We start from the raw sequence: 25,038 nt of genomic DNA on the forward strand, positions 1-25,038 counted from the left end.
ATTTTGAAGTTTTTAAACTTAAAAGTCTTTCTGCATGAATTTTATTAAGAAATAATGAATAGTAAAATCGGCAATAATTAAAGCCATTTTCTGAAAATCTCGTTCAGATATCAATTTGGTAATGCAGAAAAAATAATTTTCTCAATTATGAATCTTCAAGATATAAAAAATTATTGAAACAGCAGTTTCAACAAGGTCAATAAATGGTCAAAAGATTAGTTAGGCAAAACAGGTACACTCACTTCTTTAGGTTTTGATGATAAAGTTCTTAAAAATGCTTCCAACTGACGAATTTCCTCTTCCGACAGCTCAAGCATTCTTACCATCCCTGATTTTTCTGAATGCAGTGTAACACCATCATAGACCGTTGAACGTTTTTGTGCATGTTCCGGATTCCCTTTGCTGTAAAACTCTATGACTTCTGTAAGTGTTTTCATGGATCCGTTATGCATCCATGGGCCTGTGGAAGCCACTTCCCGAAGCCCGGGAACACGGAATTTACCTGCATCCGAGATATTTTTTGTTGTCTTGTATCTTCCAATATCCTCCCCTTTTTCACCCAATAAGGCTGTTCCCACATTTTCAAAAGCATTGTTTGAGAAATATCCGGAATTATGACAATTCATACATTGTGCCTTCGTCCTGAAAAGATGGAGCCCGAGAACTTCATCATCACTATAAACCTCTGATTTTCCACTGATAAACTGGTCGAATCTGCTTTGAGAGCTTGTAATTGTTCTTTCAAAGGTTGCGATAGCCTGCGAAATCCGGTCTTTTGTAACCTTTTTATCACCAAAAGCCTTTTCGAATAAGACTTCGTAACCTTTTATTTTTGCGATTTTTCCGGCTGCTATATCAATATGCTCACCCATTTCCCTTTCATCCTGGATCGGGATTTGCGACTGTTCTTCCAGATTTGAAGCCCTACCGTCCCAAAAAAGAGATCTTGCATAAGCCACATTCAGAATACTCATGGCGTTTCTTGTGCCGGGATGCCGGTCGTGTCCGAAAGAAAAAGTACGGTTATCGCTCCAGCTCAGCTCCGGATCGTGGCAGGAAGCACAGGCAATCTGGTTGGATTTTGAAAGTCTTGGGTCAAAAAACAAAGTCTTTCCCAACAATGCTTTTTCCTCTGAATAAAGGTTTTCAGCAGGAAAAACAACATTCGGCAAATGTCCTATTTCGGAAAAAGATGATACAGATTCAGGATCAAGAATTGGTTTTGGCCATTTAGAAGAATCTCCTGAGGAATAAAGTTTTCTCAGGTTGGCAATAAAGTCGGTTTTTTGTTTGATTTCTTTATTGACACTGTTATTCAGGCAATTGTTAAAAACTGAAACAGCTAAAAACAAAAGTAAAATCCAGCTTAATACATTCTTCATGGGTGTATTGAAGTTTCAGCAAAAATATGGATTATTACTAATTTTTTATGTTAAAAGATCATATTTCACGGATCAGGCGAAAAGTAAGATTAATTCTCGGCTTCATCCGCTTGACAGATTTTGCGATCCGATGTTCCCAGTGTACCTGCAGATCTCCTTTCATAATCAATAATGAACCGTGCCGTAAGGGTAAACTGTACTTATTCTTATGATCATCCACTTTCCTGAAATCAAAATTTCTTACCTGCCCGAGACTCACCGAAGCTATGACAGGCCGGTTTCCCAATTCACTTTCCTTATCCCTGTGCCAGGCCACAGAATCATTACCGTCACGATATAAATTCAGCAAAACGGAATTAAACTGATAACCTGATTTCTTTTCTATTTTTTGTTTTAAATCCAACAATTCCGGGAGCCACGGATTTACCTTAAACTCATTTCCACCTAAATTATATAATTTGCTGTCATCACCATACCAGGCTGTCAAACGCGGTGTAAGGACTATTTTATCATACATTTTCTGGGTATTCTGTTTCCAGGGAGCTGTTTTCATAAGCTTTTTTTCAAGTGCTGAAGCTTCTTCTTCCGACAGAAAATGCTCGGTGTATTCCAATAATTCTTTTGGAAACTCATAATATTCATCATAATTAAACAAGCTTAGCTGATCCATAGGTAAGAAATTTAATAAGGAAGCTGGGAATGGGAAGTCTTCCAGCTCCCTGCTTAATTAATTAATAAATAAAAATTCATAAAACAGTGCTTCATGGCATAATTTATTCATTAATATAATAAATAAACAACATGAATTATACCGAAGCCTTACAACACAAAAAAGATTCCGTAAAAAATGCCGATGAATCTGTGGTTAATAATTTTCACATTATCATTGTTCCGGCCGATACGGATGAAAGTGCAAAATACATTGAAGATTTTCTAAGGTCTCCAGAATCTTTCACGGATGAAAGCTGTAAAAAATACTGTTCAAATGATGAATATGAAGTGGTAAGCTTTAAAAAAGAAAAAGAAACAGAAAGCGATCAATAGATTATTATTTCCTGCCTAACAATCCTTCCAATTCCGTAATCAATTCTGCCTGTGCAGGGTTGATTCGTTTTTTTGCTTCATCAGAATCAAACCATTTCCATTGATCTACTTCGGGAATTTCTATCGTTTTCCCGGATTTCGGAGGCCATTCAATAGGAATTAAATTGCTTGTAAATCCCGTAGAATCTATTTCTCCCTCTACTGCCCATGCATGGACAGTTTTTCCTGACTTTTGCTTTACAGGAGAGAGTTTTATAAATACACCGGCTATTGTTTTTCCTGTTTCTTCATAAAATTCGGTCAGGGCACGTTCAAGTAAATCTTCATCAGGAAGAGGCTCTCCTTTTGGAATAGACCAGGTGCCGGCATTTTTGTTTTTCCAAAAGGGTCCACCCGGATGAACCAGGAAGTAATAAAAAATTTTCTTTTCTCTTTTAAACAATAAAATACCGGCACTTGTTTTCATGTAAATTTATTTTAGATAAAATTATTAAAACATATCTTCATTCAGCAATACATTAAGCTTTGACCCAAACGCTTACCGAGCCTGCATTAACCCTGAAAACGGCTTTTCCATTTTCATCTGTGGTGATGGTATCATCTCTCTGATTCAGAAAATCCACATAGCTGGAATCAGCATATTCTTTCCCCAGGTCAATTTCTTTCCATCCTTCATCCCCATTGGAAATAATGGTAACGCATCCCTGATTTTTTTCCGTACCTTTCCTTACCCATGCAATGCAATTGGGATGATCAAAATAATTAACCTGATCTCCATAAGCGAATTTTTTCCTTGCTTCCAATAATTTAGGCAAAACTTCAATCTTCGGCATTACTATATTTACCTGCTCGCCATCTTTTTCATCCGTATATTCTGCTCCGAAAAGGTCCGGGTAAAATACGCACGGGTAAGCATCCTCCGACAGAAGGATAATGGCATACGCCAGAGGTTTGAACCAATCTTTTACCGCAGATTCCAGCGACTGCAGCTGCTGCGTATCGTGATTTTCTACAAAAGAAACCGAGAAAACAGGCTTTTTTTCAAGAAAACTGCCTTTAAAAATCTGCGTGAGGTCATAATCTTTCCCTTCTTTGGAAGCGGTAAAGAAATTATAGTGCAAAGGCGCATCAAAACATGAAATAAGATCATCCATCTTATCAGAAAAATAAGAAATTTTCTCTACTTCATCTTTCCAGAATTCTCCGAGAACATAGCAGTCGGGATTTAATTCTGTTTTAATATATGTAATCCATTCCTTTAAAAAATCCGATGAAAGATGTTTCAGTGCATCCAGGCGTATTCCGTCCACTCCGGTGGTTTCAAAATACCATTTGATCCAGTTTTTCATTTCCTGAATTACGTGAGGGTTGCGGTATTCTATATCAGCACCCATCAGATAATCGTAATTACCGAATTGGTGGCTTACGGCATCAGTCCATTCCGTTCCGTATTCATTGTGGATTTTAAAAATCCCTTCCATTTTCTGTCCGTCTTTCCGGACAATATCGATACCGCTGAAACAGTGAAAGTCCCAGATAAAATCTGAATATTTCCCTTTTCTCGCAGGAAAAGTAAACTTTGTGCATGCCGTAACCTCCATGGGTTCGGAAATAATCTTATTCCGATCGTCTTCATCTACCTGATGTACGGTGATCTGTTCATCTTCATCACCTCCCATCCTGTGATTAAGCACAATGTCTGCATAAACCGACAGACCCGCCTCATGAGCTTTTTTGATGGCGTTGAGATATTCTTCTTTTGTTCCGTATCTTGTGGGAATTCCGCCTTTTTGGTCGAACTCGCCCAAATCATACATATCATAAACATCATATCCTCTTCCTTCTTTCCCCAGGCTGCATTTGTTGGCGGGAGGAAGCCAGGCTGCGGTAAATCCCAGGTCTTTAAGATATTCTGCCTTTTCCGCAAACTCGTTCCATAAATTTCCTGAATGATACCAGTGAAAGTACTGAATAATAACTCCGTTCATAATTAATTTAACCATTAACAATTAAACCACCGTTTGGATGCAGAACCTGCCCCGTAATCTGTGCGGAAGCATCAGTTGCAAGGAATAAAAAGCTGGTAGCAACTTCCTCTGTGGTTGCGTTTCGTTCCAATGGAGGCTTATTCTCATCCTCTTCTTCTTCACCGAAAGTTTTTTCAGTCAGAGGTGTTGCCACCGGTCCCGGAGCTACAGCATTTACACGAATTCCTTTAGGTTTGGACTGCAAAGCCAAGGAGCGGGTGAAGGAAACAATTGCACCTTTTGTCGCTGAATAATCCAGCAATTCTTCATGCCCGAGATATGCTACTGCCGAAGTAGTATTTATAATTGAGCTGCCCTTCTTCAAATAGGGAAATGCAGCTTTGGTAAGCAAAATCAATCCAATAATATTAGAATTAAATGTTTTCCTGATATTTTCTTCTTCCAGATCTACAATACTTTCACAGGGAACCTGAGTTCCGGCATTGTTTATCAGAATATCAATTCCTCCAAGCTCCGCTACTGTTTTTTCCACAACGGTTTTACAAAAATTAGAATCATTAACATCCCCGCCAAAAGCCAGTGCTTTTCTGCCGGTTTCCATGATTTCTTTTTTAGTTTTTTCTGCATCTTCTTCGTCATGATAATGAATAAAGGCAATATTTGCACCTTCCCTGGCCAAAAGTAAAGCTGCGGCCTTTCCTATCCCGCTGTCTGCCCCGCTGATGAGTACATTTTTGTTCTGCAATTGTAAATTTTCCATGTTATTTTATAATTTGGTGTTTATTAAAATCATTTAAGCTTCTGTTTCAGGTGAAGCATGTTTTTCGAATTCTACTTTAAGACATTCGAGGATAAATTCGCTGTAGCATAACTGCGCATTAATAGATTCTTTTCTTGAATTAAGATCCATTTTCTTTGAAAGGATGATTTCATTTTTGTAAGCAAAAGAAAAATAAGCAAAAAGAAGATATCCGGATTCTTCAACAGGAGTTGCATATCCCGTAACAGCAATTGACCAGTCTGTTTTAAACATTTTAGCAGCATTCAAAGCCATTGTTTCTGCAATATGCTGCGAGACACAGTCAGATTCCCTGGCTTCTTTTTCATCAACGCCTAAAAGATTGACTTTCTCTTCAAGCGTATAAGCCGTAATGCCGCCCTTGAAAAATTCCGAAGCGTTTCTCATCTGAGAAAATGAAAACTGTAAAAAACCTGATGTGACACTTTCCGCGATAGAAATAGTTTCTCCGGAAGCCCATAAATATTGTCCTAAAAAATCCAGTAAATCCTTCTGAATATTCATAAAATATGTGATTTGTGAAAATGGTTAACCCGAATTTCGCAAATAAAAAATACAAAAAGTATGATTGTAATCAACGATTTTCAATAAAAATTTAATATTTAAAAAGTCTCTAACCTCTTTTAGATACCACATTTGAAGAAAAAATAATTCTTTCTACAAATATGGTCTCATACTTGCACATTATACACCAAATTCAAAACAATCACTAAAATATTTATTATTATGGAAACTAAAACATCAACAAAAAAAACGACCGCAAAAAAACCAGCAACTACAAAAACAGCCTCAAAGACAGCTTCTAAAACTCCGGCTAAAAAAGGTGCTGCAAAAGAACTGAAAGATCTTTTTGAAGATTCATTAAAAGATATTTATTGGGCAGAAAAAGCATTGGTAAAAGCTTTGCCTGCCATGATGAAAAATGCTACCGACGAAAAGCTGAAAACAGCAATAGAAAATCACATTAAAGAAACGGAAATTCATGTTCAGAGACTTGAGGAATGTTTTAATGCTCTAGGTAAAAAAGCCCAGGCAAAAAAATGTGATGCCATGCAGGGACTGTTGGATGAAGGAAAAAGCATCATGGAAGAAACAGAGCCGGGAGCGGTAAGAGATGCAGGAATCATTGCAGCTGCGCAAAAAGTAGAGCACTACGAAATCGCGACTTACGGAACACTGGCAGCTTATGCTAAAGTATTGAAAGAAGATGAGTGTATGAAGAATTTATTAGCAACCCTGAGTGAAGAGAAAAAATGTGATGAACTTCTTACGAAAGTTGCAGATACAACGCTTAACAGTAAAGCAATGTAATTTCATCTTCATTAAATTAAAATAAAAGAGGCCAAATGGTCTCTTTTTTCTTGCCGTAAATTTTACAGGCTTATCATATTTTCATTTAAATTAATTCGTATTATTTAAAATGAATTTTCAGCTAAATAAAAGACAATTAAGCAATTAAACCGGATTTATGTTTAATATAATTTTAATCTCTCATAATCTTGTATAAAATACTTAATATTTCCTTTTTGATAGACATAATTTGATTAAATTTACGTCAATAATGTATTTCATTTTGAGTACGAAAACACTTAGAAAAAATTTATATGAATAAAAAAAATGCCACAATTTATGACATCTCAAAAAAGCTAAACGTAAGTGTGGCAACTGTTTCCAGAGCATTGAACGATCATCCCAGAATAAGCCAGGCAACGAAAGATTTGGTGAAGAAAACCGCCAAAGAAATGAACTACAAGCAAAATAATCTTGCCAAGGCTCTGAAAAGCGGGGAAACAAAAAATGTAGGAATCATCGTACCTTTTGTGAATACCAATTTCTTTTCTTCCGTGATCCGCGGTATTGAGGAAGAGCTTTCTCCGTTTGGTTATCATGTAATTATCTGCCAGAGTCATGAAGATGTAAATATCGAGAAAAGGCATCTGAACACCTTACTTAATGCTCAGGTGGACGGTATTTTTATGTCGGTTTCAAAGACGACGATTGATACGGAACATATTCAAAGTATTTTAGACACTACCAATACACCCATCATATTTTTCGACAGAAAAAAGGATATTCCGGGGATCAGCACGGTGGTTATTGATGACTACAGGGGTGGCTATATTGCCACTGAACATCTGATTAAAGAAGGGTATAAAAATATCTGTCATTTTTCCGGAGACCTGAATCTTGAGATTTATCAAAACCGTCTCAATGGTTATAAACAAGCTTTAACAGATCATCATTTGCCTGTAAAAGAAGAAAACATCATCACTACCGGAAGCTCTATCGATGCCGGAATTGAGGCCATTAAAAAGCTTTGGGACAGAAAATCTATTCCTGATGCTATATTTTCTTCGAGTGATTTTGCTGCATTGGGAGCTTGTCAGGAACTTAAAAAACGTAATATTAAAATTCCTGATGAAGTAGCCGTGATCGGTTTTTCCAATGAACCTTTTACCCAGTTTATGGAGCTTCCGATGAGTTCCGTAGACCAGACTCCTGTTACAATGGGGAAAATGGCCGGACAGGTTTTCCTGGAAGGTGTAAAAGAGAATGGTTCGGGTATTTCTACTGAGAAGAAAGTGGTTTTGGCCCCGCAGCTTTATATTAGAAGGTCTTCGAAAAGAAAGTAAGTTTTTATGATTTTCTTTTGTCTTGAAATAAAATAAATAAAAATTCAAGACTTGGAAACTTTACACTAAAAATTAAAGTTTAATCCTAACATTCTCAAAAACTTGTGCGAATTTAATGTTTGTTCTTGGGTTTAAATTTGTACCGCACTTCAGACAGTGGAATTTTTAATGGTTTAATTTTCATAATGCTACAGTTTTCTTAAAAACTCAACATGTAGGAGGAAGAATCTAAGCATAGTTTTAGATTTAAGCTTTGGCTAAAGCCGATTGATTTTAATTATTTGTAAAAGCGGGCTAAAGCCCGTTCTATTGATCATTTTGCAGTTTTATCATTGGAAAGTTTCTCAAACTCCCTTTTCTTATAATTAGTAAGGTAAATTCCCTTCTCAGAATCTTTTGAAAAATTGGTTCCTAGTTCCCAAAACAGACGCGCATTGGCTCTGGCTTTTTCATTGCTGAAATTCTCATATTCAATTCTATAAATAGAGCTGAACAAACGTGAACGGCCGACTCCGTGATGACAGTGGATAAGAACCGGGTAGTTCTTCGGATCATCCATTACTTTCAAAAACTTTTGCACCGTGCTGTCCTCAGGTATTTGATCCGTAGGTAAATTAAAATAATGAAGACCCGCAATTTTGTCTGCCGCATATTCTTCTGCATTCACCTGTTTTTTTGTTTCCGGATTCAATGCGGTCTGAACCAGGCCGTCGCGCAAATCAACAATGGTTTTTATTTTGTGGTCACGAACAAAATCCGCCAGCTTTTCCGGTGGAACAGCACCTGAATTATATACTTTATTTTCAGAAATAGTTACCAGATTATAACGTACTTTTTTCTGGTAAAATACAAATGCAAGAATCAATACAGCGATAATAAACAAGAAAATCAACATGCTTACCTTATTATTTTTCAAACTTAAGTTCATAAAATTTTCTGATGAATTTTAATTCTGCGAAGCTACACCTTTTTAGATAAGAATAAAAATATTTGATTTTCGATAAATTATTAATTGTTATATAATTTGAGTAAGATTTCAATTAATGAAATCATTAATTGATTTGGCTAAAGCCAATTGAAAGATTTTCCCTGTTAAACGGGCTAAAGCCCGTTCCTATTGATGCAAAAAACTTTAAATATTATTATTTTGTGTTATTTGTGAAAAATTAGTGTCCTTTGTGTTTGTTAAAAAAAAGAAAATGCCCCCTACAAATGTAGAAAGCATTTTCAACCCTAATATTTATATAATTAAAACAATAATTATTAAATTAATTTACAAGCTTACACCCCGTCTCCACGGAATAAAGTCGTTTTGATTAAGTAAATCTGCTTTGGTTTTGACCTCTCCGCTTGCCACTTTAATGATAAGCTCAAGAAGCTCATCTGCCGCTTCCGGTATCGTTTTTTCACCGCTGATAACCGTTCCGGCATTAAAATCAATAATATCCGGCATTCTTTCTGCTAAAACAGAATTGGAAGATATTTTTACAACCGGAGAAATCGGATTCCCCATTGGCGTACCAAGGCCCGTTGTGAAAAGAACAACTGTAGCTCCAGAACCTACCAATGCTGTTGTACATTCGGCATCATTTCCAGGAGTACAAAGAAGGTTAAGACCAGGTTTTGTAGCATATTCAGTGAAATCCAGAACCTCTACGATAGGTGCAGCACCGCCTTTTTTAGCCGCTCCAGCAGATTTCATGGCATCGGTAATTAAACCGTCTTTGATATTTCCAGGAGAAGGATTCATATCAAAACCTGATCCTGCCGCCACTACAGATTTTTCAAAATCTTTCATCAGCTGAAGGAACTTTACTCCGTCTTCATCATTGATGCAACGATTCACCAATTCCTGCTCTACCCCACACAATTCAGGGAATTCGGCGAGCATGGTTGTTCCTCCCACAGCCGCCATAATATCTGAAACTTCACCTAAAACAGGGTTGGCAGAAATTCCTGAGAAGCCGTCAGATCCACCACATTCCAAACCAATGTTCAGTTTTGTGATAGGGGCCGGTTTTCTTTCGATTTCATTGGCTTTTTTAATTCCTTCATAAGAATCTTTAATTACGCCCGTTAGCATCGCGTCGATAGTTCCGGATTTCTGCTGTTCGTAAACGACAATTGGTTTTTTGCTATTTGGAGCCAATGCGTGAAGTGCATCCATAAAAATCTGAACCTGAAGATTCTGACATCCCAGGCTTAGAACTGTAGCACCCGCAACGTTAGGATTGTTGACATATCCGGCAAACAGCCTTCCCAATGCTTCTGCATCCTGACGAATTCCGCCACAGCCGCCCTGATGTGTGATGAATCTTACGTCAATATTTTTAAAAACTCTGGTATCCACTTCTTCCTCTTCTACCGCTACCTCAGAATCTGTTCCGCCATTTAACAATGATCTTAACAAAAGCTGATGCTTACTGGCTTTATCGTGAAGCAATTCTTTCTCAAAAATATCTTTAAGCGTTTCAATATTCTTGTTTTCACAGAATACCAACGGGAAAAATAACCAAACGTTTTCTGTTCCTACCTGCCCGTCTTCGCGGTGATATCCCATAAAAGTGCGGTCTTTCCATTTGTCAACATTGGGTGGAGTCCAGCTTAATGTAGCCGTTTTTCCTTCTACTTTTGCACTTTGATGCTTTACATTTTCAGTGGTAATTACTTCGCCTTTTTTGATGGATTGATTGGCTTTTCCTACAATTACACCATACATAATGATGTGATCTCCATCTTCAAAGTTTACGGCGGCAAATTTATGCTTTGCTTTAGTGTCCTTCAGAATCGTGTAATCTGTACCGTCAAGATGTACCGATTCTCCGGCAGGTAAATCCACCAGCGCTACGATAACGTTGTCTTTGGGATTTACTTTCAGTACTTTCTTTTGCATGATTTCTTAAGAATTGAATTGTACAAAATTGTTATATGCAGTTTCAATGTCATTGTGGTCGATTTCGTACAATGCTTTCGCCACTGCTGCTTTTAAGCCTTCCACCCGGGTAAGGTCTGTATCCCAGAAGGAGATTTCGGAAAGAGCCAGTCCGGCTACTTTTTCGTAATCCTTATTTTCCCAGATTTCTTTAAATCTATTAACAATTATCTCTTCATCATCTAAAGGTAAAACTTTTCCGTCAAAATTTCCCTGATAGAACCTGATTAAACCTGCCAGAGAAAACACCAGATTCAACGGTAGTTTTTTGTTGATTTCAACATAACCTAACAAGCTCGGAAGAATTCTTACCTTGAATTTAGAAACAAAATACAGTGCAATACTCGCCTGATAATGCTTAATAAAAGGATTTCTGAACCTGTCGAAAACTTCTTCCGCAAAATCTTTCAGTTCTGTCTCATCTAAACCTAAAGTCGGGTTGACTTCGTTATAAATGGTTTCGATTAAAAATTTACCGATAAATGTATCATCAATAGATTCTTTTACCGTTTCTTTACCCGATAGAACTGCAGGAGCCAACATTAAAGTATGTCCTCCATTCAAAATTCTAACTTTTCTTAAACGGTACGGCTGAATATCATCAACCACTAAAATCTGCTCATTAATTTGAGCAAAAGGGATTCTTTCCTTTAAATTTCCGGCATCCTGAATCACCCAAAGCAGGAATGTTTCAGAAACGACCATCATTTGATCTTCATAATCCAGCTGATCTTCATACGATTCCACATCATCTTTCGGGTAACCTGGAACTATCCTATCAACCAGTGTGTTATGGAAATAATTATTCTGTTCAATCCATTGCACAAATTGATCTTCTAAATTCCACAACTGTGCATATTTAATGATGATATTTTTTAAAGCAAACGCATTATCTTCAATTAATTCGCAAGGAATAATTCTTACTCCCTTATCTGACGCTCCATTGAAATGTTTAAATCTTTCGTACAATAAAACGGTTAATTTCGCAGGGAAATTTTTGTGCGGCCCCTGATAATTATTTTCAGTTTCATCGTAAGCTATTCCTGTTTCTGTGGTATTGGAAAAGATAAATTCCAGTTCTTCTTCTTTTGCTAAAGTCAGGAATTCATCATAATCTGTATAAGGATTGATTGACTTCTGAATTGCAGAAATAATCTGCTTTTGGTCGATAATTTCTCCTTTTTTAATTCCTCTTGTAAAAAGCGTATATAAATTATCCTGCTCTTCCAGCTTATGAACCGAACCGCCCTGAGTTGGCTGTACATTTACTATTCCGGCATTGAATCCTGCTTCTTTATTTAATTTATCAATCACATAATCTGTGAATCCTCTCATGAAATTGCCTCCCCCAAACTGTACAATTTTAATGGGTAGCTTTTCTTGAGAACCTGTTAATTCACGATTTAATTTTTGTTTTATCTGATTTTCCATCTTTCTATTGATGATTTTATTTTTAACGCAAAGTCCGCAAAGATTTTTTGCTTGAAATGCCGTTTATTTTTCGTTCGCAAAGGTGTTTCACTCAGCTAAGACCACTCTACAAATCTTTGGATCTATTTTTCGTTTAATCAAACCTTGAAGGGTTTAGACTATATATTTGTTTAATTATTTACTTATCACTTTATATTTCGGAACCAGTGATTTCATTACAACCCATGCGATCAGATAAGCAACCGCACAGATGGAAAAAATGATCATGTATCCTTTATCAATTCCGTCTACAACTACTGCTCCGGACTTTTCTAATTGCTCAAAAAACCCTTCCGGCAAACGTTCGTTGATATACTGAGGATATTTTTCCAACAATGGAACCCCGTTAACGGTTGACCAGGCTTTATGAGCGTGGTCAAATAGCAACCCAGACGATTTATTGATTAAAAATGAACCTATTCCGCCTGCCATTCCGCCAATTCCTGTAATGGTTGCAATGGCTTTTTTAGGAAACATATCCCCTACAGTGGAGAAGATATTTGCTGACCAGGCCTGGTGCGCTGCTCCCGCAACCCCGATAATCAATACGGGAATCCAATAGGTTACAGAACCTAAAGGCTGCGCTAAAAGAGCCAGTAGAGGGAAAAATGCGAAAATAAGCATAGCTTTCATTCTCCCGGTATAAGCGTTCATTCCTTTCTTTTCCACAAAATATTTGGGAAGCCACCCTCCGATAATGGAGAATAACGTAATCATATACAAAACAAATAACGGGAATGCACTTTGTGTGGAATCCATTCCGTACACAGAACTTAAATATGCCGGTGTCCAGAATAAAAAGAACCACCAAACACCGTCCGTCATGAATTTTCCAAAGGCAAAAGCCCAGGTCTGTCTATAGCTGAAACACTCTCTGAACGTGAATTTTTTCTCAGGAACCGTTAGGTCTTCACGAGGTGCATCATCCTGATCCTGATTAATATAAGTGAGCTCATGTTCATTAACTTTATGATGTAAATGAGGCTTTTTGTAATAAAATACCCAAAGTCCCATCCAGACAAATCCTAATGCACCGATAATAATAAATGCCCATTCCCAGCCCATTGATTTCGCGATGAAAGGAATTGTAATAGGAGCTGCTAAAGCTCCAACCGTGGCCCCCGCATTCCATATACTTGTAGAAAATGCCCTGTCTTTTTTAGGGAAATATTCTGCGGTAGTTTTGATTGCTGCCGGGAAATTTCCTGCTTCACCGATGGCCAATACGAAACGTGCAAAAATGAACAGTGTAACACTCGTACTGATGATCGCAGAGGTATTGGAAACTGTAGAAATCAATTCTTTAGATCCATGAAAACCTGCTAACCAGTTTCCGGTAAGAATTCCCGAGGTTGCAATTCCGCAAAATGCATGTAAAACCGCACCGACAGACCAAATTCCGATAGCCCAAAGGAATCCTTTTTTGGTATCCATCCAATCTACAAACTTTCCGGCGAAAAGCATTCCTACTGCATAAAATATGGAAAATAAAGCCGTAATATTTCCGTAATCGTTATTGTTCCAGTGGAATTCCGGAGCAATAAAATCTTTCCACGTTAATGATAAAACCTGACGGTCCAGATAATTGATCGTTGTTGCAATGAACAGCAAAACGCAGATTGTCCATCTGAAATTCGTTGGTTTAGATTTAACTGAACTCATATTAGTTTTTAGAATTAGTTAGTTTTTGAATATTTTTTAATAATGATTTTTTTTAAACGCAAAGTCCGCGAAGATTTATTTTAAAACTTAATGTATATTTTTAAGTTCGCAAAGGCGTTTCACTTAACTAAGACCACAAAATGTTTTAGTTTATTTAATCATTATTATTTTAAAGTTTGGATAATTTCCAGTACATTTTTTGTTTCGTTTTCTATCGTTGCATAGTCTTTAGCAAGCATCAATTCTTTGCTTACCAGTTTGCTTCCCATTCCCACCGCAGAAACTCCGGCTTTGAACCAGCTTTCAATGCTTTCTTTCGTAGTATCTACTCCACCGGTCGGCATAAATTTCAGATTTGGGAATACATCTTTAATCGCACTCATAAATCCGGTTCCTAAAGCGTTTCCGGGAAATAATTTAACGAAAGTTACCCCGGAATTTTCAGCTTCAATAATTTCCGTGGGAGTCATACAACCCGGACTGTACAATATATCTTTTGGAATTAAAAATTCCGCCACTTCCTTTACAAAACCCGGACTGATAAAAAAATCTGCACCCGCTCTGTAGTATTCTTCAGCTTGCTGCACATTTTTTATTGTCCCGATCCCCAAAAGCATTTCCGGCATTTCTGCATTGCGAACTTCAACCATTTTAGTAAAATTTCTCAACGCTGATTCGCCCCGGCTTGTATATTCTACCGCACGGATTCCTGCTTGGTAGAGTGATCTCAATATTTCTATAGTTACCGTTTCATCAGCATTATAATACAGAGGTAAAACTCCCTGCTTGATAATGGCATTTGTAACTGTTTGAATTTTTGTCATTTTTTTAATTATTTGTTAAAATAATCTTTGATAGGATTAAATCCATCCTTTAGTATGCTGTATTTTTTTAACGCAAAGTGCGCAAAGATTTTCTTTTAAAACTTCATGCATATTTTTAAGTTCGCAAAGGCGTTTCACTTAAATAAGACCACAAAGGTTTTAATTTTGATTCTAAGCAATGTGCTAAAAGCTAATCGCCACCTACCTTTTGATCCTTCCGCCTGAATCTCCATTCATCACTTCCAAAATATCTTCTGCGCTGCTGTAATTGATATCACCTAAAATGGTGTGTTTTATGGCGCAGGCTGCATTGGCAAAATTCAGGGCTTTTTCGTCATCGAAATTGATTAAACCATAAATTAAACCTGCTGCAAAAGCATCACCTGTCCCGATTCTGTCGACTACATGATTCACTTCCAAAAGTTCCGTTTCAAAATAATTTCCATCGATCAAAGCTCTTCCCTGTGTCTGCTGAGAACTTGCCGTAACGCCGATTCTTATTTTGTCGAAAATCTTATGAATGGAAGGGCATTGTTTTTTCAATTCATCACAGGCTTCGATAAAACCTTCTTTATCTGATGAAAACTGCTTTCCCAGAACCTCATTTATTTCATTTACTCCACCGATGAAAATCGTTGATAAAGAAACCAATTCTTTCAACACTTCGTTTCCGTTTTTACCGTATTTCCAAAGGTTTGAGCGGTAAGCGGGATCAGTGGTAACTTCAATTCCCAGTTCACGGGCTGTTTGTAAACCTTGCTTCAAAGCTTCATAAGCCGTTTTTGATATTCCCGGGCTGATACCTGTCCAGTGAAAATATTTGCAGCCTTCAAGGGCTTTTTTCCAATCTATATTTTCGGGCTGAATGTTTGCAAAAGAACCGTTTAATCTGTTGTAAGCAATTCTGCTGGCACGAACTGATGAACCTACCTCCAAAAAATATAATCCCAAAGGATGTTCATTTTTACTAATAAAAGCTGTGTCAATCCCAAAACTTTTAATGAAAGAAACCGCCGATTCACCCACAAAATCATCAGAAACACAGCTGATATGTCTTACGTCACAACCCATTGTTGCTAATGAAGATGCTACATTAAGCTCTGTTCCACCAAAAAAGAATTCCATTTCGTGGCTTTGCTTCATGGTTCTGTTTCCGGGTGGCGAAAGTCGCATGATAATTTCACCGAAAGTGACTATTTTGTTGCTCATTTTTTTACAAATGTTCTTATGTATATCTGTTTTAAACGCAAAGAGCGAAAAGATTCTCTTTTTTAAACTTAATTCATATTTTTAAGTTCGCAAAGGCGTTTCACTTAGCTAAGATCTCAAAGACTGTTTATTACAGATATTTATTTTTTAACCATTAAGATTTATTTAAGGAGTTTAGAAAAGTTAAGTTGGGCTTTGCCTTAAGCTTTTAAAATCAATTTGATTTTACTTAATTAAAACTTAACTTCTTAATTCTACTTAATGGTTTAAAATTGTGTCAATTATATTTATTTGATTCCAAATTTAAAAATCAAAATAATTTTTAGCATTATGATAACAAATATCAGAAATTATTTTTCCAATATGCTCAATATCATCAGGTAATTCACCATTTTTCATTTCTTCACCGAAAAGATTACACAATACTCTTCTGAAATATTCGTGTCTCGGGTAAGAAAGGAAACTTCTGGAATCCGTCAGCATTCCAACGAAACAGCTGATCAATCCCATGTTTGAAAGGGCATTCATCTGCTTGATCATTCCGTCTTTCTGGTCAAGGAACCACCATCCGGAGCCGAACTGTACTTTTCCTTTGATGCTTCCGTCATTGAAATTCCCAATCATTGTAGCGAAAATCTCATTGTCGGCTGGATTTAAATTATATAAAATGGTCTTTGTTAATTTATCTTTTCCGTCTAAAGCATTTAACAATTTAGACAAAGTTTCAGCCTGAACAAAATCACCGATAGAATCCCAGCCCGTATCCGGACCTAAAATTCTGTGCATTCTTTCGTTATTATTTCTCAAAGCTCCCAAATGAAACTGCTGAACCCAACCATATTTGTGGTAAGCCTCGCCTAAGAACAATAAAATGGCTGTTTTGAATTGATTTACCTGCTTTTCAGCAATCACTTTTCCTGATAGTTTATCATTGAAAATCGTGTTTACTTCCGCTTCTGTAAATTCTTCGAAAGAAATATTGTTCAATCCGTGGTCGCACAATCTGCATCCATTTTCGTGGAAATATTCAATTCTTTTAATTAAAGCATCGCATAATGTCTGGTAAGAATTAATCTCAATTCCGGCAGATTCGCCTAATTTTGAAATGTAATCTGCAAAATTGTGGTTTTCAATTAAAATTGCTTTATCAGGACGGAAAGCGGTGCTTACTTTAATAGAGAAATCGCTTTTCGCTAAATCTTGGTGATAATTCAATAGATCTGTAGGATCTTCCGTGGTGCACAGAGATTCTACATTCATCATTTTTAATAAACCTCTTGTCGATTTTTCAGGCGTCTGAAGCTGAGCGGTGATGTTTTCGTAAATTTCTGATGCATTGCTTTCGTTTAACAATTCATCAATTCCGAAGTATCTTTTCAATTCTAAATGTGTCCAATGATACAGAGGATTTCTCAATGTATAAGGAACAGTTTTTGCCCAAGCCTCAAATTTTTCTTTATCTGAAGCATCTCCCGTGATGAATTTCTCGTTCACGCCCAAGGTACGCATGGCTCTCCATTTGTAATGGTCACCGGCAATCCAAACTTTTGAGATATTTTCGAAAACTGTGTCTTCGGCGATATCTTTGGGAATCAAATGATTGTGATAATCAATAATAGGTTGTTTTTCTGCGTATTTGAAATATAATTCTTCAGCGTATTTATTTTGTAATAAAAATTGATCTGTAATAAAAGGTTTCATTCTAATCTAATTCTGTTGTTACTCATTAGCCGGTTTCCCGATCGTCGCCAAAATTCCTCCATCCACGTAAATAATCTGTCCGTTGATGAACCTGCTTGCATCCGAAGCAAGGAAAATAGCCGTTCCAGCAAGGTCTTCGGGGTTTCCCCATCTTCCTTCCGGGGTTCTACTAATAATAAAATCGTTAAAAGGATGTCCATCCACCCGGATTGGCTCTGTCTGGGAAGTTGCAAAATATCCGGGACCGATTCCGTTCACCTGAATATTGTGTTTTGCCCATTCCGTCGCCAGATTTTTGGTAAGCATTTTCAAGCCGCCTTTTGCAGAAGCGTATGCCACTACATTATCTCGGCCAAGCTCACTCATCATCGAGCAGATGTTGATGATCTTTCCGGATTTTCTTTTGATCATGTATTTTCCAACTAATTTCGACATGATAAAAGGTCCTGTAAGATCCACATCAATTACTTTTCTAAAGTCTTCCACTTCCATATCAATCGCCGGAATGCGTTTAATGATTCCTGCGTTGTTGACAAGGATGTCTATTTTTCCATGAGTAGCTTCCATAAGCGCTACTTTCTGAGCGGCTTCCAGCTCGTCTGTCACATCAAAAAGATAACCGGTTGCTTTATATGCTTTGGAGTGATAATAGTCTAAAGCTTCCTCTAATTTTGATGGTGTTGTACTTGTGATTGCCAGTTCAGCACCTGCCTGGGCAAGACCTTCTGCCATTGCCATTCCTAATCCGTGAGTACCGCCTGTAACAACGGCTACTTTGCCGGATAAATCAAATAAATTCATTAGAAAAATTACTTTAGTTCGTTAGTTTTGATTCCGTCCATATCGCCGTAGTCCATATTTTCCCCGGCCATTCCCCAGATAAAAGTATAATTAGAAGTTCCAACTCCTGAGTGGATAGACCATTCCGGAGATAATACCGCCTGTCTGTTCGTCATAAAAATATGACGTGTTTCGTGTGGTTGTCCCATGAAATGACTTACCGTCTGTCCTTCTTCCAGATCAAAATAGAAATACGCTTCCATTCTTCTGGTGTGGGTGTGCGCCGGCATTGTATTCCAGACACTTCCCGGATGAAGTTCCGTCATTCCCATCTGAAGCTGGCATGTTTCCAATACAGAATTTACAATTAGCTTGTTGATAGTACGCTTGTTTGCATATTTCTCTTCACCTAATTCTACGATTTCGGCTTCGTTTTTCGTGATTTTCTTAGTTGGATAAGTGTGATGCGCCGGAGCAGAGTTGATGTAAAAATAAGGTTGTGCAACACCCGATTTTTCAAAAATTACTTCCTTAGCACCTTTACCGATGTATAAAGCTTCTTTGTTCCCGAGCTCATATACTTCACCGTCTACCGTTACTCTTCCGGCACCTCCGACGTTGATCATTCCCAACTCTCTCCTGTCTAGGAAATGCTGAGCTTTCAGATCGTCTGTAGGTTCCAGCTTCAAAGCCTGTGTAGAAGGCATAATTCCTCCTACAATAAGCCTGTCGTACATAGAGTAGACTAATTTTATCTTATCTTCATTAAATAAATCATTGATTAGAAACTCCCTCCTAAGATCTTCAGTGGTATACTTTTTTACATCTTCGGGATGATGGGCGTAACGAAATTCTGATTGTGACATACTTCTTTTACTTTTTTCTTTTTGCGGTTTTATCAAAACCTGTTAAACATTGCGTAATCGATTGCATAAAATTACACCAAAATTTTGTAGAAATACTTATGGGTTAAATATATAATTATTCTTCAATTAGTTAACAAAAAATTAATTTTAATTTATAAATTACTGAAAAACAAATAAATAAATTCCAAATTTCAGGTATAAAATAGGCGATTTTAAGAATAAAAAGGTACAAAATATTAACCAAAATTAATACTCAGCCTATTTAAAAATATAAAATCATGCCAAACAAAATAGTAAAACTTAGGATATCAATTCAACAAGAATAACCAAGTATCACTCTATATATTATAGATATTAAGTTCAATCATTGTAAAGTAGAAAATATGATTGAAAATATTAATTGAAAAAGCTGACAAAAATCAGGAAAAGGACAAATAATTTAATCTTAAGCATCAATTCAGGGATTTTTTCCGGTCAAAATCATAGCAATTTTAAGAAAATTTTAATTTTTTAACGACTGAATTACAAAAAATATCACAATTTTTTAATATTTGATTCTATTTATTTTATTTAAAATAAAAAATTGATTATCAACAAATTATATTATATGCAAATCTCAAAATTTTTAGCAAATTAATAACTCAAACAGTCTAATTAATGAAAAAATAACATTTTTTTCTTTGCATATTGGAAAATAATATTAGTTTAGAAGCCAATATATTTTTTATGAAAACTTACGCAATCGATTGCACTTTAAAATGCGTAAAATTTTTTTGAAAATTGGACCACTAAAAAAAGCAGTAGAATACTTAAAAATCCACACAAAAACAAAGATTGAAAAAACTTTCAACCAAAAATTAAAACTATAAGGATACAAAAATGGATAAAAGAGTACAATCAATAAAGTGGTTATATTTAACTGTCTTTCTTCTTCCTGTCCTTGCAATGGCTCAAGAAACAGAAACAAAAAAGGATAAAGAAACCAATATCGACGAGGTTGTGTTGGTAGGTTACAATAAGGTTTCTAAAAAGGATGTTACCAACGCTGTATCATCTGTAAAAGGAGAAGCACTAAAGGATATGCCGGTAAACTCTGCAGCAGAAGCCATCCAGGGAAGGCTTGCAGGAGTACAGGTTCTGTCTAGCGAGGGAAAGCCCGGCGGTGATGTAGATATCACCATACGAGGCGGGACCTCCATTACAGGAAGCAACGCCCCACTCTACATCGTAGACGGAATACAGATGGACAACGCATTGACCATTCTTTCGCCAAAGGAAATTGAATCTATCGAGGTTTTGAAAGATGCCTCTTCTACATCAATTTACGGTTCACGTGGAGCGAATGGTGTTGTTTTGATTACCACCAAAAGCGGAAGAAAAAAAGCAGTTACAACCATTAATTATAACGGTTTTACAGGAGTAAGAAAAATCATGAATACACTTCCTGTACTCGACCCTTATGAATTTGTAATGTACCAGTACGAATTATATAAAAAGAATGGTATACAAACTGATATCGATGCTTTTGATCAAAGATACGGAAGCACATTTCAGGAACTGGACAAGTATAAAACCATTCAGAAAAGAGACTGGCAGGACGAGCTTTTCGGTCAGGAAGCGTTCAACTTTACACACAATCTTTCGGTGAACGGAGGTTCTGATAAGTCTGCTTTTGCTTTTACTTTAAATCATGTGGATGAAGACGGAATTATGCTTGGCTCCGGCTTTAAAAGAAGCATGGCCAACTTTAAGTATGATTATGACATCAGCAAGAAGCTTAAATTCGGGGTAAATGCAAGATACGGACGTTCTTTAACAACCGGTGTGGGAACTTCAAGCTCAGGATCACAAAGTAATAACAGATTAAGAAATTCGGTAAGATATCAGCCTTTTGAGGGCGGCTCCAATGTTCCGATTGATGAGTTTGACCCTAGCTACGCTACAAATACCAATCTTGTTAACCCTCTTATTTTAAATGATAATGAGGTAAGAGATCACAGAATCAACGACCTGTTATTAAATGCCTACATCAATTATAACATTACAAAAGACCTTACATTCCGAAGTGTTGTAGGATATGTACAGAGAGACATCTCTACCAACCAGTTTTGGGGAACGGTAACTTCCCAGGCAAGAGCTAATGCCGATATGCCGATTGTGCAGCTGGACAGGTCTCAAACCAGGAGAATTACCAATACCAATACTTTAAATTATACTAAAAAATTCGGTCAGCACAAGCTTGATGTTTTATTAGGTCAGGAAATTGTGCAGACAGACGGGGAATCCAGCAACACGTATGTAAAATGGTTCCCGAAATCTATTCTTCCCGAAGAAGCATTTGCCAACATCGGTGCTGCTACTCCACCGGCCGGATTGATTCAGGATGCAGCCAGAACAGCTGTGATGGCTCCGGATCGTTTAGCATCATTCTTCGGAAGGGTAAACTATATTTTTGCTAATAAATATATTGTTACAGCCTCAGTAAGAGCCGACGGATCCAATGTTTTCATGAAAGGAAACCAATGGGGATACTTCCCTGCCGCATCACTGGCATGGAAACTTAAAGAAGAAAAATTCCTGAAGGAAGTGAACTGGCTTGATGAATTAAAGCTTCGTGTAGGTTATGGTCTTTCAGGAAACAACAGAATCACATCATATCTTTGGGCAAATTTTTATAATGTTCATGCCAATAACGGCTATGTTTTCGGAACTTCCGTGACACCGGGAGCCGCAATCTCAACCACACAGGCCAATCCTAATGTAAAATGGGAAGCCACCATTTCAAAAAATGCAGGGATTGACTTCGAATTTTTCAACGGCAGGCTGTATGGTAGTGCAGACGGATATATTACAGATACCAAAGATCTTTTAGTTTTGGCTAAAGTTCCGTTTCCCGGATATTCGAACCAGTTTCAAAACTCAGGTAAAACAAGAAACAAAGGTCTGGAATTTACCATGGGAGGTATCATTGTAAACAAAGAAAACTTCAGCTGGAAAATGGATGCCAACATTTCCACGAACAGAAATACAATCTTAAGCCTTGGAAGCAGCGTACGTGAAGGAGTAGATTCTTACCTTGTACAGTCCGGAGGAATCGGAGGTTTCGACTTTATCGCTAAAGTAGGAAGCCCGGTAGGAACTTATTACGGATATGTAACCGAAGGCAGATACGAAATATCAGATTTTGATTATAATCCTACCACCCAGGTATATACTTTAAAAGCAGGTGTACCAAGCAGCAGCGCCATTGCCTTGGGTGCTAAAGCCGTACAGCCGGGAGATCTTAAGCTAAGCGATCTAAACGGTGACGGACAGATCACTGATGCCGACAGAAAAGAGCTTGGAAGCGCTCAGCCGAAATTCTACGGAGGTTTTAACCAGACTTTCAGATACAGAAATTTTGACATGAGCCTGTTCTTCAATTTCTCAGTCGGAAACAAAGTATACAATGCCAATAAAATAGAAAATACAACTCAATATCTTTACAGAGACAATAACATGGCCGCAGAAGTGGCAGACCGATGGAGGTGGTTTGACAGTAACGGGGTGAAAGTAAATGATCCCACAGCTTTAGCTGCACTGAATGCCAATACAACCATGTGGACACCGCCTACAGGCCAGTATATTCTTCATTCTTACGGAATTGAAGACGGATCTTTCTTAAGATTAAACAACGTTACCATAGGATATACCCTTCCTAAAGGCTCTCTAGAAATGATCAGCGTGAAAAACTTCAGATTATATGCAACGGTAAACAACCTTTTTGTAATTACCGGTTACTCAGGTTATGATCCTGAAGCAAGTACCAGAAGAAATCCTCTGACTCCGGGTGTAGACTATGCAGCTTACCCAAGAAGCAGATTCTTTGTAACAGGAGTAGATATCACTTTCTAAAAAATTAAACATGAAAAAGAACAAATCAATACTTATTTTAACATGTCTGGCAGGAGCACTTTTTTTTACTTCCTGCAGCGATTTTCTGAATCCGGAAAACCTTTCCAGCATTTCCGAAACTCAGCAGTTTGACAGTACGGCAGATACGTTTTCAGCCTTAGTGGGTGTTTATTCCCAGCTTGGTGGTGATGACGGGTACGGACAGCGATTATCTTTAATTATCCCTCAATCCGGAGACGATTTCAGAACTTCGGGAAGCTATAACTGTAATGACAGAAGAGGTGTGGCAACTTTTGGAGCATGCCCTACCAATACAGAATTAAACAATCCTTTTGCTAAATTATATACAGGAATTGAAAGGGCAAATCTTGTAATCAAAAACATTCCTTTATCCCCTGTTTACCAGAACGGAACCGCAGATGATAAAAAATTAATGGACAGATATTTGGGAGAAGCGCTTACGCTGAGAGCACAATATTATTATGAGCTGATCAGAAACTGGGGTGATATTCCATTCTACCTTGTTCCTGCTTCCGATGTTGCAGAACAGAATCAGCCTAAAACCGATCGCGATGTAATCTACGAACAGATTATTGAAGATCTGGCAAAAGCTTCAGCTTTAGTTCCGTGGAGATCAGAAGGAGGTACTACGAGCAACAGGATTTCTAAAGGCGCAGTAAAGGGCCTTAGAGCAAGAATCGCTTTGGCAAGAGCCGGATGGTCCTTAAGAAGAAGCCCTCAGGTAATGGCGCAGGGATCTAATCCAGCAAAGTATTATCAGATTGCTTACGATGAATGTCTGGACATCATGAATCATACCGGCGAGCACGCTCTGAATCCCAGCTATGAAAACGTTTTCAAGGCTTTACATACAAACTCCCAGGATGCTACAAACGAAGTGATCTTTGCAGTAGGAGCTTTCGGAGGAGGAACCAGAACAGATTCAAAAATAGGATATTACAACGGTCTAAAGCATGATGACAACTCCAACTGGAAAGGCGGCGGCGGTATCAATGCCTTACCTGTCTATTTCTATGAATTTACTAAATATGACGTTAGAAGAGACATGAATGTTGGTATTTTTAAAGTTAATAATTCCAATCAGGCAGAATTGGTAGCTTCCAACGTATGGACAGACTCTAAATACAGAAAATCCTGGACCAGTATTACAGGACCTTCTCAAACCCTTGCCGTTGACTGGCCTTTATTAAGGCTTTCTGATGTAATGCTGATGTTTTCGGAAGCAGATAATGAGCTTCACGGAGGACCTTCGCAGGCAGCCATCAATGCAGTAAGAGCTGTAAGAAGCAGAGCGTATGCAGGGAATTTAGCACAGATGGGAACAATACCTACCGATAAAGTAGGGTTCTTTAATTATATCGTTAAGGAAAGAATGCTTGAGCTTGGGTCTGAAGGCATCAGAAAATATGACCTGATCAGATGGAACCTTATCGCATCAAAAATCGCGGAAACAAAGCAGAAGCTTACGGATTTTATCAATGGTGTAGGCGCTTATGCCAATGTTCCTTCCGATATTTACTACAAACCGTCAGTGTATGACCCTACAAAAACGGCTCAGCAAAACATAAGTGCGATAGACGTTTATACAATAGGAACAGATAAATCTGAAGTGTTTTATTTACCAACGCAATCGGCTACAATTCCGGCAGGTTATAAGAAAATTGCCTGGAGATCAGGCATATTGCCTACCTATGTAAATGATCCATCTGCAGGGTATGCACAGTATTTTGAACCTAATAAAAGAGAATTATTACCTATTTATTTTGAATTTATTCAAAACAATCCGGCTCTTACACAAGATTACGGTTATTAGATAAAAAGTTTCACATTCAT

20 protein-coding genes are annotated in these 25,038 nt (G+C 37.4%); 5 read left to right on the top strand and 15 right to left on the bottom strand.

Annotated features, from left to right (window positions below; translation table 11 throughout):
• Nucleotides 1-215: 215 nt before the first annotated feature.
• On the bottom strand, nt 216-1,382 hold the full coding sequence (locus tag H560_RS21295) for a cytochrome-c peroxidase (protein WP_081413943.1): 1,167 nt from the start codon (nt 1,380-1,382) through the stop codon (nt 216-218).
• 58 nt (nt 1,383-1,440) lie between these two features.
• On the bottom strand, nt 1,441-2,052 hold the full coding sequence (locus H560_RS0107970) for an alpha-ketoglutarate-dependent dioxygenase AlkB family protein (RefSeq protein WP_027379553.1): 612 nt from the start codon (nt 2,050-2,052) through the stop codon (nt 1,441-1,443).
• Nucleotides 2,053-2,183: 131 nt separating this feature from the next.
• Here H560_RS0107970 and H560_RS0107975 point away from each other — a divergent pair, with 131 nt between their 5' ends.
• The gene (locus tag H560_RS0107975; RefSeq protein ID WP_027379554.1) at nt 2,184-2,426 is read left to right on the top strand and encodes a hypothetical protein; all 243 of its coding nucleotides are present in this window, start codon (nt 2,184-2,186) and stop codon (nt 2,424-2,426) included.
• Between the two features lie 4 nt (nt 2,427-2,430).
• Here the strand turns inward: H560_RS0107975 and H560_RS0107980 are convergent, their stop codons facing one another.
• From H560_RS0107980 to H560_RS21300, 4 genes are read right to left on the bottom strand one after another with little or no spacing between them, the layout of a single operon-like run.
• A complete protein-coding gene (locus tag H560_RS0107980; RefSeq protein ID WP_027379555.1) occupies nt 2,431-2,892 on the bottom strand; it encodes an NUDIX hydrolase in 462 nt (153 codons plus the stop codon).
• Between the two features lie 52 nt (nt 2,893-2,944).
• Complete coding sequence (locus H560_RS0107985) at nt 2,945-4,414, bottom strand: alpha-amylase (protein ID WP_081413948.1); 1,470 nt, start codon at nt 4,412-4,414, stop codon at nt 2,945-2,947.
• Between the two features lie 7 nt (nt 4,415-4,421).
• Entirely contained in the window at nt 4,422-5,174 is a 753-nt protein-coding gene (locus H560_RS0107990) for an SDR family oxidoreductase (RefSeq protein WP_027379557.1), read from the bottom strand.
• A gap of 33 nt (nt 5,175-5,207) precedes the next feature.
• Nucleotides 5,208-5,717, bottom strand: a complete 510-nt coding sequence (locus H560_RS21300) for a CinA family protein (protein ID WP_051289218.1) — start codon at nt 5,715-5,717, stop codon at nt 5,208-5,210.
• Between the two features lie 222 nt (nt 5,718-5,939).
• Between H560_RS21300 and H560_RS0108000 the strand changes: the two genes are divergently transcribed.
• Together H560_RS0108000 and H560_RS0108005 are read left to right on the top strand one after the other, a co-directional pair.
• Nucleotides 5,940-6,524, top strand: coding sequence for a YciE/YciF ferroxidase family protein (locus H560_RS0108000; RefSeq protein ID WP_027379558.1), 585 nt, complete (start codon nt 5,940-5,942; stop codon nt 6,522-6,524).
• 293 nt (nt 6,525-6,817) lie between these two features.
• Entirely contained in the window at nt 6,818-7,846 is a 1,029-nt protein-coding gene (locus H560_RS0108005) for a LacI family DNA-binding transcriptional regulator (protein WP_027379559.1), read from the top strand.
• A gap of 313 nt (nt 7,847-8,159) precedes the next feature.
• On the opposite strand, the gene H560_RS0108010 is transcribed toward H560_RS0108005, so the two are convergent.
• From H560_RS0108010 to kduI, 9 genes are all read right to left on the bottom strand, one after another.
• Nucleotides 8,160-8,762 (bottom strand): dual specificity protein phosphatase family protein, encoded by a 603-nt coding sequence (locus H560_RS0108010; protein WP_027379560.1) that lies wholly within the window; start codon nt 8,760-8,762, stop codon nt 8,160-8,162.
• A gap of 357 nt (nt 8,763-9,119) precedes the next feature.
• The gene (locus H560_RS0108015; RefSeq protein WP_027379561.1) at nt 9,120-10,739 is read right to left on the bottom strand and encodes a UxaA family hydrolase; all 1,620 of its coding nucleotides are present in this window, start codon (nt 10,737-10,739) and stop codon (nt 9,120-9,122) included.
• Nucleotides 10,740-10,745: 6 nt separating this feature from the next.
• On the bottom strand, nt 10,746-12,209 hold the full coding sequence (locus H560_RS0108020) for a tagaturonate reductase (RefSeq protein WP_027379562.1): 1,464 nt from the start codon (nt 12,207-12,209) through the stop codon (nt 10,746-10,748).
• Nucleotides 12,210-12,383: 174 nt separating this feature from the next.
• Nucleotides 12,384-13,910, bottom strand: coding sequence for an MFS transporter (locus H560_RS0108025; RefSeq protein ID WP_027379563.1), 1,527 nt, complete (start codon nt 13,908-13,910; stop codon nt 12,384-12,386).
• Nucleotides 13,911-14,074: 164 nt separating this feature from the next.
• On the bottom strand, nt 14,075-14,734 hold the full coding sequence (locus H560_RS0108030) for a beta/alpha barrel domain-containing protein (protein WP_027379564.1): 660 nt from the start codon (nt 14,732-14,734) through the stop codon (nt 14,075-14,077).
• Between the two features lie 201 nt (nt 14,735-14,935).
• A complete protein-coding gene (locus H560_RS0108035; protein WP_027379565.1) occupies nt 14,936-15,943 on the bottom strand; it encodes a sugar kinase in 1,008 nt (335 codons plus the stop codon).
• A gap of 303 nt (nt 15,944-16,246) precedes the next feature.
• The gene (uxaC, locus tag H560_RS0108040; protein WP_027379566.1) at nt 16,247-17,644 is read right to left on the bottom strand and encodes a glucuronate isomerase; all 1,398 of its coding nucleotides are present in this window, start codon (nt 17,642-17,644) and stop codon (nt 16,247-16,249) included.
• Nucleotides 17,645-17,662: 18 nt separating this feature from the next.
• On the bottom strand, nt 17,663-18,445 hold the full coding sequence (locus H560_RS0108045) for a gluconate 5-dehydrogenase (protein ID WP_027379567.1): 783 nt from the start codon (nt 18,443-18,445) through the stop codon (nt 17,663-17,665).
• An 8-nt stretch (nt 18,446-18,453) separates the two neighbouring features.
• Nucleotides 18,454-19,290 carry a 5-dehydro-4-deoxy-D-glucuronate isomerase gene (kduI, locus tag H560_RS0108050; protein WP_027379568.1) on the bottom strand — a complete coding sequence of 279 codons (837 nt, stop codon included), beginning with the start codon at nt 19,288-19,290 and terminating at the stop codon, nt 18,454-18,456.
• An 879-nt stretch (nt 19,291-20,169) separates the two neighbouring features.
• Between kduI and H560_RS0108060 the strand changes: the two genes are divergently transcribed.
• Both H560_RS0108060 and H560_RS0108065 read left to right on the top strand, forming a co-directional pair.
• On the top strand, nt 20,170-23,184 hold the full coding sequence (locus H560_RS0108060) for a SusC/RagA family TonB-linked outer membrane protein (protein ID WP_027379569.1): 3,015 nt from the start codon (nt 20,170-20,172) through the stop codon (nt 23,182-23,184).
• 10 nt (nt 23,185-23,194) lie between these two features.
• Nucleotides 23,195-25,018, top strand: a complete 1,824-nt coding sequence (locus tag H560_RS0108065) for a RagB/SusD family nutrient uptake outer membrane protein (RefSeq protein WP_027379570.1) — start codon at nt 23,195-23,197, stop codon at nt 25,016-25,018.
• Nucleotides 25,019-25,038 lie beyond the last annotated feature (20 nt).

Origin of the sequence: Chryseobacterium daeguense DSM 19388 (assembly GCF_000430825.1) — a bacterium.
Taxonomy (GTDB): Bacteria; Bacteroidota; Bacteroidia; order Flavobacteriales; family Weeksellaceae; genus Chryseobacterium; species Chryseobacterium daeguense.

Excerpts from the sequence above, each read along its gene's own strand:
- H560_RS21295 (WP_081413943.1), bottom strand. The coding sequence starts at position 1,382 with ATGAAGAATGTATTAAGCTGGATTTTACTTTTGTTTTTAGCTGTTTCA.
- H560_RS0107970 (WP_027379553.1), bottom strand. The coding sequence starts at position 2,052 with ATGGATCAGCTAAGCTTGTTTAATTATGATGAATATTATGAGTTTCCA.
- H560_RS0107975 (WP_027379554.1), top strand. The coding sequence starts at position 2,184 with ATGAATTATACCGAAGCCTTACAACACAAAAAAGATTCCGTAAAAAAT.
- H560_RS0107980 (WP_027379555.1), bottom strand. The coding sequence starts at position 2,892 with ATGAAAACAAGTGCCGGTATTTTATTGTTTAAAAGAGAAAAGAAAATT.
- H560_RS0107985 (WP_081413948.1), bottom strand. The coding sequence starts at position 4,414 with ATGAACGGAGTTATTATTCAGTACTTTCACTGGTATCATTCAGGAAAT.
- H560_RS0107990 (WP_027379557.1), bottom strand. The coding sequence starts at position 5,174 with ATGGAAAATTTACAATTGCAGAACAAAAATGTACTCATCAGCGGGGCA.
- H560_RS21300 (WP_051289218.1), bottom strand. The coding sequence starts at position 5,717 with ATGAATATTCAGAAGGATTTACTGGATTTTTTAGGACAATATTTATGG.
- H560_RS0108000 (WP_027379558.1), top strand. The coding sequence starts at position 5,940 with ATGGAAACTAAAACATCAACAAAAAAAACGACCGCAAAAAAACCAGCA.
- H560_RS0108005 (WP_027379559.1), top strand. The coding sequence starts at position 6,818 with ATGAATAAAAAAAATGCCACAATTTATGACATCTCAAAAAAGCTAAAC.
- H560_RS0108015 (WP_027379561.1), bottom strand. The coding sequence starts at position 10,739 with ATGCAAAAGAAAGTACTGAAAGTAAATCCCAAAGACAACGTTATCGTA.
- H560_RS0108020 (WP_027379562.1), bottom strand. The coding sequence starts at position 12,209 with ATGGAAAATCAGATAAAACAAAAATTAAATCGTGAATTAACAGGTTCT.
- H560_RS0108025 (WP_027379563.1), bottom strand. The coding sequence starts at position 13,910 with ATGAGTTCAGTTAAATCTAAACCAACGAATTTCAGATGGACAATCTGC.
- H560_RS0108030 (WP_027379564.1), bottom strand. The coding sequence starts at position 14,734 with ATGACAAAAATTCAAACAGTTACAAATGCCATTATCAAGCAGGGAGTT.
- H560_RS0108035 (WP_027379565.1), bottom strand. The coding sequence starts at position 15,943 with ATGAGCAACAAAATAGTCACTTTCGGTGAAATTATCATGCGACTTTCG.
- uxaC (WP_027379566.1), bottom strand. The coding sequence starts at position 17,644 with ATGAAACCTTTTATTACAGATCAATTTTTATTACAAAATAAATACGCT.
- H560_RS0108045 (WP_027379567.1), bottom strand. The coding sequence starts at position 18,445 with ATGAATTTATTTGATTTATCCGGCAAAGTAGCCGTTGTTACAGGCGGT.
- kduI (WP_027379568.1), bottom strand. The coding sequence starts at position 19,290 with ATGTCACAATCAGAATTTCGTTACGCCCATCATCCCGAAGATGTAAAA.
- H560_RS0108060 (WP_027379569.1), top strand. The coding sequence starts at position 20,170 with ATGGATAAAAGAGTACAATCAATAAAGTGGTTATATTTAACTGTCTTT.
- H560_RS0108065 (WP_027379570.1), top strand. The coding sequence starts at position 23,195 with ATGAAAAAGAACAAATCAATACTTATTTTAACATGTCTGGCAGGAGCA.